Annotated in this window: 6 protein-coding genes; 3 read left to right on the plus strand and 3 right to left on the minus strand. The window is 49.6% G+C overall.

From position 1 onward, the window contains the following. Nucleotides 1-23: 23 nt before the first annotated feature. The 3 genes from DEF47_RS14700 to DEF47_RS14710 are packed head-to-tail and all read right to left on the minus strand — an operon-like array spanning nucleotide 24 to nucleotide 2198. On the minus strand, nucleotides 24-836 hold the full coding sequence (locus DEF47_RS14700) for an ABC transporter permease subunit (RefSeq protein WP_012192100.1): 813 nt from the start codon (nucleotides 834-836) through the stop codon (nucleotides 24-26). Next, nucleotides 826-1728: an ABC transporter ATP-binding protein gene (locus DEF47_RS14705; RefSeq protein WP_012192101.1), complete on the minus strand. Its 903-nt coding sequence runs from the start codon at nucleotides 1726-1728 to the stop codon at nucleotides 826-828. The genes DEF47_RS14700 and DEF47_RS14705 overlap by 11 nt, the downstream gene beginning before the upstream one ends. Before the next feature lie 2 nt (nucleotides 1729-1730). Continuing rightward, nucleotides 1731-2198: a GbsR/MarR family transcriptional regulator gene (locus DEF47_RS14710; protein ID WP_287045207.1), complete on the minus strand. Its 468-nt coding sequence runs from the start codon at nucleotides 2196-2198 to the stop codon at nucleotides 1731-1733. A 181-nt stretch (nucleotides 2199-2379) separates the two neighbouring features. Here DEF47_RS14710 and DEF47_RS14715 point away from each other — a divergent pair, with 181 nt between their 5' ends. From DEF47_RS14715 to uvrA, 3 genes are all read left to right on the plus strand, one after another. Next, entirely contained in the window at nucleotides 2380-2778 is a 399-nt protein-coding gene (locus tag DEF47_RS14715; protein WP_012192103.1) for an ArsR/SmtB family transcription factor, read from the plus strand. Further along, nucleotides 2775-3710, plus strand: a complete 936-nt coding sequence (locus DEF47_RS14720; RefSeq protein ID WP_012192104.1) for a cation diffusion facilitator family transporter — start codon at nucleotides 2775-2777, stop codon at nucleotides 3708-3710. The genes DEF47_RS14715 and DEF47_RS14720 overlap by 4 nt, the downstream gene beginning before the upstream one ends. 291 nt (nucleotides 3711-4001) lie before the next feature. After that, the gene (gene uvrA / locus DEF47_RS14725; protein WP_012192105.1) at nucleotides 4002-7043 is read left to right on the plus strand and encodes an excinuclease ABC subunit UvrA; all 3042 of its coding nucleotides are present in this window, start codon (nucleotides 4002-4004) and stop codon (nucleotides 7041-7043) included. Nucleotides 7044-7177 lie beyond the last annotated feature (134 nt).

Here is a 7177-nt window from a genome sequence, read left to right on the forward strand (position 1 = left end):
AATGCAACTACGCTTGAGCGAAACTACACCGCCACATCACGGCGTTCAAATAGCTTGACCGCAGCAAACCCACACAGTACGATCACTCCACCCAAGACCAAAATTGGCAAATAATGGAAGCCATGTTTCAATGGTTGGTTGTAATCGGCGTAATAGAATGGCGAGAGTTTTTGAAATGGCTCAAGCCAATCGATCACGCTGGCTAGCGAATTGGCAAAGTAGCCAATTACTGCCAAAATTGTTGCAACGGCCATGCTCATGGCGCGTTTGCCTGTGGCAGCCCCGATTAATAAGGCGATTGACCCAAAACACAGCGCCATCAAACTCATATTAAACGATGCAGCACCTAGCTCAGCAACGCCAATCTCCATATCCAGCAAGACTGCGCCAATCCACAGGCTGAGCCATGTAATCAAGCCCATGGCAATCGCAAGCACACTCAGCGCGGCAAAACTTTGCCACACAATCGTTGAACGGCGAATTGGGTGGGCCAGAATTAAATCAAGCGTGCGAGCTTCTTCCTCGCCAGCAATCGCCCGTGAGCCAAGCCCAATCGTAAAAATCATAACGATCAGCGGCAGCATAAAGCCAAACAAACGCCCTTGAATATAGCCGGCTGGCGTGATCAAATTGGCGACATCGGTTACGCCGAAGGCTGCCAACATCTCTTTAGGCATAGCTTCCATGGCTTTGGTAAGCTGTTCGCTGGTGGCGGGGTTACGCATCGCTGGATAAAACCCCATCAGCATGGCGATCAGCAGAATAATTCCTAGCCCCCACCACACAAGCGAGCGGCGGCGTTCGTACATGATTTTGGTAAAAATATTACGCAACATCGCTCATTTCTCCTTTGTAGTAGGCCAAGAAAATATCTTCCAAATCGGTGGCTTGGCTGACCACATCGTGTAATTCAAATTGGGCCGCAGTTTTGATCAACTGGTCAATCGAGCCAGTTACGGCGCAATGCACATGGTTGCCAAGCACTTGCAAGCCATCAATATTGGGAATATGGGCAAAGGCACTCAGCTCAACTGGCTGAGTGAAATAGAGATCGATGGTGCGCCGCGCCCGCTCTTTGAGTGCCTTAACTGTATCAATTGCCAACAACTTGCCCGCCCGAATAATGCCTACCCGATCGCAAATATGGTCAACTTCCGACATCACGTGCGACGATAGAAAGACCGTGCGGCCAGTGGCTTTGGCTTCGAGCACTAGTTGATAAAAGGTTTGCTGCACCAACGGATCAAGCCCGCTGGTTGGTTCATCGAGAATTAAAAGCTCAGGTTTGCCCATAAATGCTTGCACAAGCCCAACTTTTTGCTTATTGCCCTTGGAGAGTGTGCGAATTGGTCGCTTTAAATCAAGCTCCAAACGTTCAGCCAATTGCTTAATTTCTTGCTGGCTCACATTGCCGCGTAGCTGGCCAAAATAATGCAACATCTCCATACCAGTCATTTTTTCATACATCACCAATTCGCCAGGCAAATAACTTATTTTCTGGTGAATTACCACCGAATCGCGCTGCGAATCGAGGCCAAAAATCTGGGCTGTGCCGCTGGTTGGCCGAATAAAATCTAAAATAGTGCGAATTGTCGTGGTTTTGCCAGCGCCGTTTGGGCCTAAATACCCGAAAACTTCACCTTGTTGCACGTGCAAATTTAAACTATCAATTCCACGATTTTTGCCATAGGTTTTCGTTAAATTTGTGGTTTGAACAACCGTGGTCATGGTCATTCCTTTCGTTCGTTGCGCCATTTTTCAATGAGCAACGGTAATTCACGCTCAAAAAATGTATATAAATCACGCATTTCACGCAGTCGTGCGCCTTCTTCGCCCTCAGGATCGGTCAAAAGATCCAGGCCTTGCGTGGCTAATTCGCGAAAAGCGCCAACCGTTTGAAATTGTTGGGCCAGCAAATCAGCCCAAGTCCCTTTGCGAATCTCAAAATAATCGCGACGGTCGCCTGGCACGGCAGTTTTGTTGATCAAGCCAATTTGCAGCAACCAGCGCGTCATCGTGCTGATCGAACCTTTGCTAGCGCTCAACACCTGCCCAAGCTCCGCCGCGTTTTGCTGCGGTGGATCGCAAATCAACAACCAGCCCATAATTCGACCAGCCATACGCGGTATTCCCCCAGCTTTTTCGTAAAAAACGGCAATGCGCTCGGCATACGCTAAACGTGCTTGTAGATTATCCATGGCCATAGTTCATCCTGTTCAGTACTGCTTGAACAAGCTTAGCACGTTTAACATGTTCAGTCAAGACTGAACTTTATGAATTTGATACGTGGTCTAAAAGAAAAGGTTGCGAAATACTTGACGGGTTGTGTTCGATTTGATAATTTAGCAATTGTGCAATCGTTCATTTGAGGTTTGGCGTATGGTTGAACATGAAGATGGAATTAACCCAGCGATGGTTGAACGTGGGCGACAAATGCTCCACGACGACGAAAGCTATTTTTTAATGGCCGAAACCTTTCGAGCCTTAGCCGATTCGACGCGGGTCAAAATTGTCGGTTGTTTGCTCGAGCAAGAGCTTTGTACCGCTGATTTGGCGGCAATTTTGAATTATTCCGAGTCGGCGGTTTCGCAGCATTTGCGGGTGCTACGTCAGTTGCGCTTGGTCAAACAACGCCGCGAAGGCAAATTGGTATTTTATAGCCTTGATGATGACCATGTGCGAGTGCTCGTGCTGGTTTGTCTGAATCATATTCGCCATGGCTCTACGCCTGATCCATCGGTTGCGCCCATTTTAGCTGTGTTGGAGGAAGAACGATGAGCGGACATCACGACCACGGACATCATCACCATCATAGCGTGCCTGCCGATGCTGGTGGCCGCTTAATTTGGGCTTTGGCAATCACGTTTGGCTTTGTGGGGGTTGAAATTGTTGCTGGGTTGTGGGCTAATAGTTTGGCCTTGCTCACCGATGCTGCCCATAACGCCAGCGATGTGTTGGCGTTGTTGATTAGCTGGATTGCCCTCTGGCTAACCCGCCGCCCAGCCCATGCCCGCAAAACCTTTGGCTACCATCGCGCTGGCATTTTGGCGGCCTTTGTTAATTCGCTGACCTTGGTCGGTATCGCCTTAGGCATCGGCTGGGAAGCAATTGAGCGCTTGCGCAGCCCCTTAGAAGTTGATGCTCCGGTGATGATCGGGGTTTCGTTGTTGGCGGTTTTGGTTAATGCTGGCACGGCATGGTTGGTGCATCGCGGCAGCGAAAACGACCTCAATCTGCGCAGTGCCTTTGTACATTTGATGGGCGATGTACTTTCGACAATTGGCGCAACAATTGCTGGGGTTTTGATCTTCTTCACCAATTGGCGCTGGCTTGATCCGCTGGTTTCAGTATTAATTGCTGGCTTTATCATCTGGCATGCCTGGCAAATTCTGCGCGATTCGATCGATGTTTTGTTGGAAGCTACGCCTCGTGATATTGATGTCGAAAAAGTGGTCAGCGATTTGCAAACCATTCCTGGAGTGCAAGCGATTCACGATTTGCATATTTGGAGCATCACTGCCAGTATGCGAGCGCTCTCAGCCCATGTTGTGACCGATCAACAAGGCCCACAGCGTAGCCCACAATTGATCAGTACCATTAACGAAGTGCTGTGCCATCGCTACAACATTGGCCATGCTACCTTGCAACTTGAATGCTCATGCAATACGCCACAACTCTATTGCACCCTAACTGAGCAACACCAACATTGAGAAAGGCTGAGGGATGAAGGCTGAGGGATGAAGGCCACTTGATTAGAGCAATCATTCCTCTGTGATTCTGCATTAAAAATTTCTTCCTTCATAATTCATCCTTCATCCCTCAGTTAACAAAGTTCATTCAAAAGTCGCGGATCATGGCGGGCAAACTCTGTTATAATGAACACGTCTGTTCGATTTATCAATTCCCCAAGCGCTGCCATTGGAGCAACGTTCGGGGCTTTTTCCTGTTCAAGCAGCAAAATTGCGCTTGAATACTATAGATTTTACGATAAAGGCGGGTGTATGGCGCAGGATAAAATTGTCATCAAGGGCGCACGTGAGCACAATCTTAAAAATATCGACATCGAACTACCACGCGATCAATTAGTTGTGTTGACGGGAGTTTCTGGCTCAGGCAAGTCATCGTTAGCCTTTGATACCTTATATGCCGAAGGCCAGCGCCGCTATGTTGAATCGCTTTCCTCGTATGCCCGCCAGTTTTTAGGCCAACTCGAAAAGCCCAAGGTCGATTTTATTGGTGGGCTTTCGCCAGCAATCGCGATCGAACAAAAATCGGCCTCGAAAAATCCGCGCTCAACTGTGGGCACGGTCACCGAAATTTATGATTATTTGCGGGTCTTGTTTGCGCGGGTTGGGGTGCCACACTGCCATAAATGCGGTAAAGCGATCGGCTCACAAACTGCTGAGCAGATGGTCAATCGGGTGCTGGAGTTACCCAAAGGCACGCGCTTTATGCTTTTAGCGCCGATGGTAGCCGCTCGCAAAGGCGAATATAAAGATATTTTCGATGATGCCCGCTCGCAGGGGTTTTCGCGGGCACGGGTCGATGGCGAAATTCGTGATCTGCAAGACGAAATCAAACTCAATAAAAAAGTTAAACATACAATTGATATTGTGGTTGATCGCTTGGTCGTGCCAACCGAGGATGACGAAACCTTTCGTTCACGACTTAACGATAGTGTTGAAACCGCGCTACGCACCGCCAATGGCACAATTATTATCGCTATTCCTGAGTTTGCCCAACAAACCGAAAAATCAAAATCCAAAAAAGCCAAGGCCAAAGCGGTTGCTACCGAAGTTAATGAAGAAGAATTGTTGCCCGAAGAAGAATCGCGTATTAGCGGCATGAACGCTGCTGGCGATATTGTGATGAGCGAGGATTATGCCTGTGTTGATTGTGGCATCTCGTTCCTTGAACTCAACCCACAAATGTTTTCGTTCAATGCTCCCCAAGGGGCTTGCCCAGAATGTGCTGGCTTGGGTACGCGTTTAGAAGTTGATGCAGAACTGCTCGTGCCAAACCCGAATTTATCGTTGCACGATGGTGCGGTAACCTATTGGGGCGAGTTGCGCAAAAAAGTTGGTAGCTGGGGCTATCGCGCTCTGCAAGCCATCTCCGCCCACTATCAATTTGATCTTGATACACCGTGGAAAGACCTCAGCCCGCGTGTGCGTGAGATTTTGATGCAAGGCTCAGGCAGTGAAAAAGTCAAGCATGTTTGGAGCGAAGGTCAGTCCAAGGGCGAGTATTATCGTCGTTGGGAGGGCTTGGGCGCAGAAATTATGCGCCGCTTCCAGCAAACTGGTGTTGAAAATATGCGCGAGCACTACCAACAATGGATGAGCGATCAGCCTTGTCATGCCTGCCATGGCGCAAAATTGCGGCCTGAGAGTTTGGCAGTGACGGTTGGTGGTGAAAATGTGCAACAAATTTGTGCCAAAACTGTGGCTCAAGGCTATGCCTGGGCCTGTGGTTTAACTGGCAGCGATGCCCACTGGGTGAGCCGTGATGGTTTGGATACCACGGTATTGCCGTTGTTGGCTGCCGCGCCAACCCCGACCAAACTCGATGGTCGGCAATTGGAAATTGCTGGCGAAGTGCTCAAAGAAATTCGTGAGCGCTTGGGCTTTTTGTTGAATGTTGGTTTGCACTATCTCACGCTCGATCGCTCAGCTCCCTCGCTGTCTGGTGGCGAGGCTCAGCGCATCCGCTTGGCTTCACAAATTGGGGCGGGCTTGATGGGCGTGATGTATATTCTCGACGAGCCATCAATTGGCTTGCATCAACGTGATAATCGCAAATTGATCGATACTTTGACCAAACTGCGCGATCTTGGCAACACCGTAATTGTGGTTGAACACGACGAAGATACCATGAAAGCCGCTGATTGGCTGGTAGACTTCGGGCCTGGCGCGGGAGTCAACGGCGGCAAGGTGGTCGCTGAAGGTCGGCCAGAATATATCAGCAGCAATGGTTCGTTGACCGGTAGTTATTTGTCGGGGCGCTTGAAAATTGAAGTGCCAGCAACCCGCCGCCCAGCCCATGGTCATATTACTTTGCGCGGTGCAACCCACAACAACCTCAACAACCTTGATATTACGATTCCTTTGGGCACGCTGGTCGCGGTAACTGGGGTTTCTGGCTCAGGCAAATCCTCATTGATCACCGAAACGCTCTATCCAGCCTTGGCAAATTTGCTCAATCGCGCCCAGCTGCGGGTTGGCAAATACGATACGCTCGAAGGTTTAGAGCAACTTGATAAAGTGATCGATATTGATCAACAGCCGATTGGCCGCACGCCGCGCTCGAATCCTGCAACCTACGTCAAGTTATTTGATCAGATTCGTGAGGTGTTTGCCAATACGCCTGATGCTAAACTGCGCGGCTATGAGCCAGGCCGCTTTTCGTTCAACGTTAAGGGTGGGCGCTGTGAAGCCTGCCAAGGCAATGGCGAGCAAAAGATCGAAATGCACTTCTTGGCTGATGTGTGGGTGCGCTGCGATGAGTGCAAAGGCAAGCGTTACAATCGCGAAACCTTGCAAGTGCGCTACAAAGGCAAAACGATCTCCGATGTGCTGGATATGGATGTGCACACTGCGCTCGAATTCTTCGAGAACCACCCCAAACTCAAGCGCGTGCTGCAAACCTTGCACGATGTTGGTTTGGATTACATCAAACTTGGCCAATCGGCGACGACGCTCTCTGGTGGCGAGGCTCAGCGGGTCAAATTGGCCAAAGAATTAGCGCGGGTGGCCACTGGTCGCACGATCTACATTCTCGATGAGCCAACTACAGGCTTGCACTTCGCCGACGTACAAAATCTGTTGCGGGTCATTCAGCGCTTGGTCAAGGCTGGCAACACGGTTTTGGTGATTGAACACAGCCTCGATGTGATCAAAACCGCCGACTGGATTATTGATCTTGGGCCTGAGGGTGGTACTGGCGGCGGCTATATTATTGCCCAAGGCACGCCTGAAGAAGTGGCCTTGCATCCAACTTCGCACACAGCAGTCTTTTTGCGCGATTTGCTGAACCTTGACTGAAATTAATTAGAAATCCCCGCTAGCTACGCATTAGTGATGGCTAGCGGGGATTTAATGTTAAAAATCTTAGAGTTTTGTTGTAATGATTCAATGGGTTGATAACCAGTTCTACTATGCCCTCACCCCCTAGCCCC

The organism is Herpetosiphon sp. (assembly GCF_003512625.1).
GTDB lineage: Bacteria > Chloroflexota > Chloroflexia > Chloroflexales > Herpetosiphonaceae > Herpetosiphon > Herpetosiphon aurantiacus.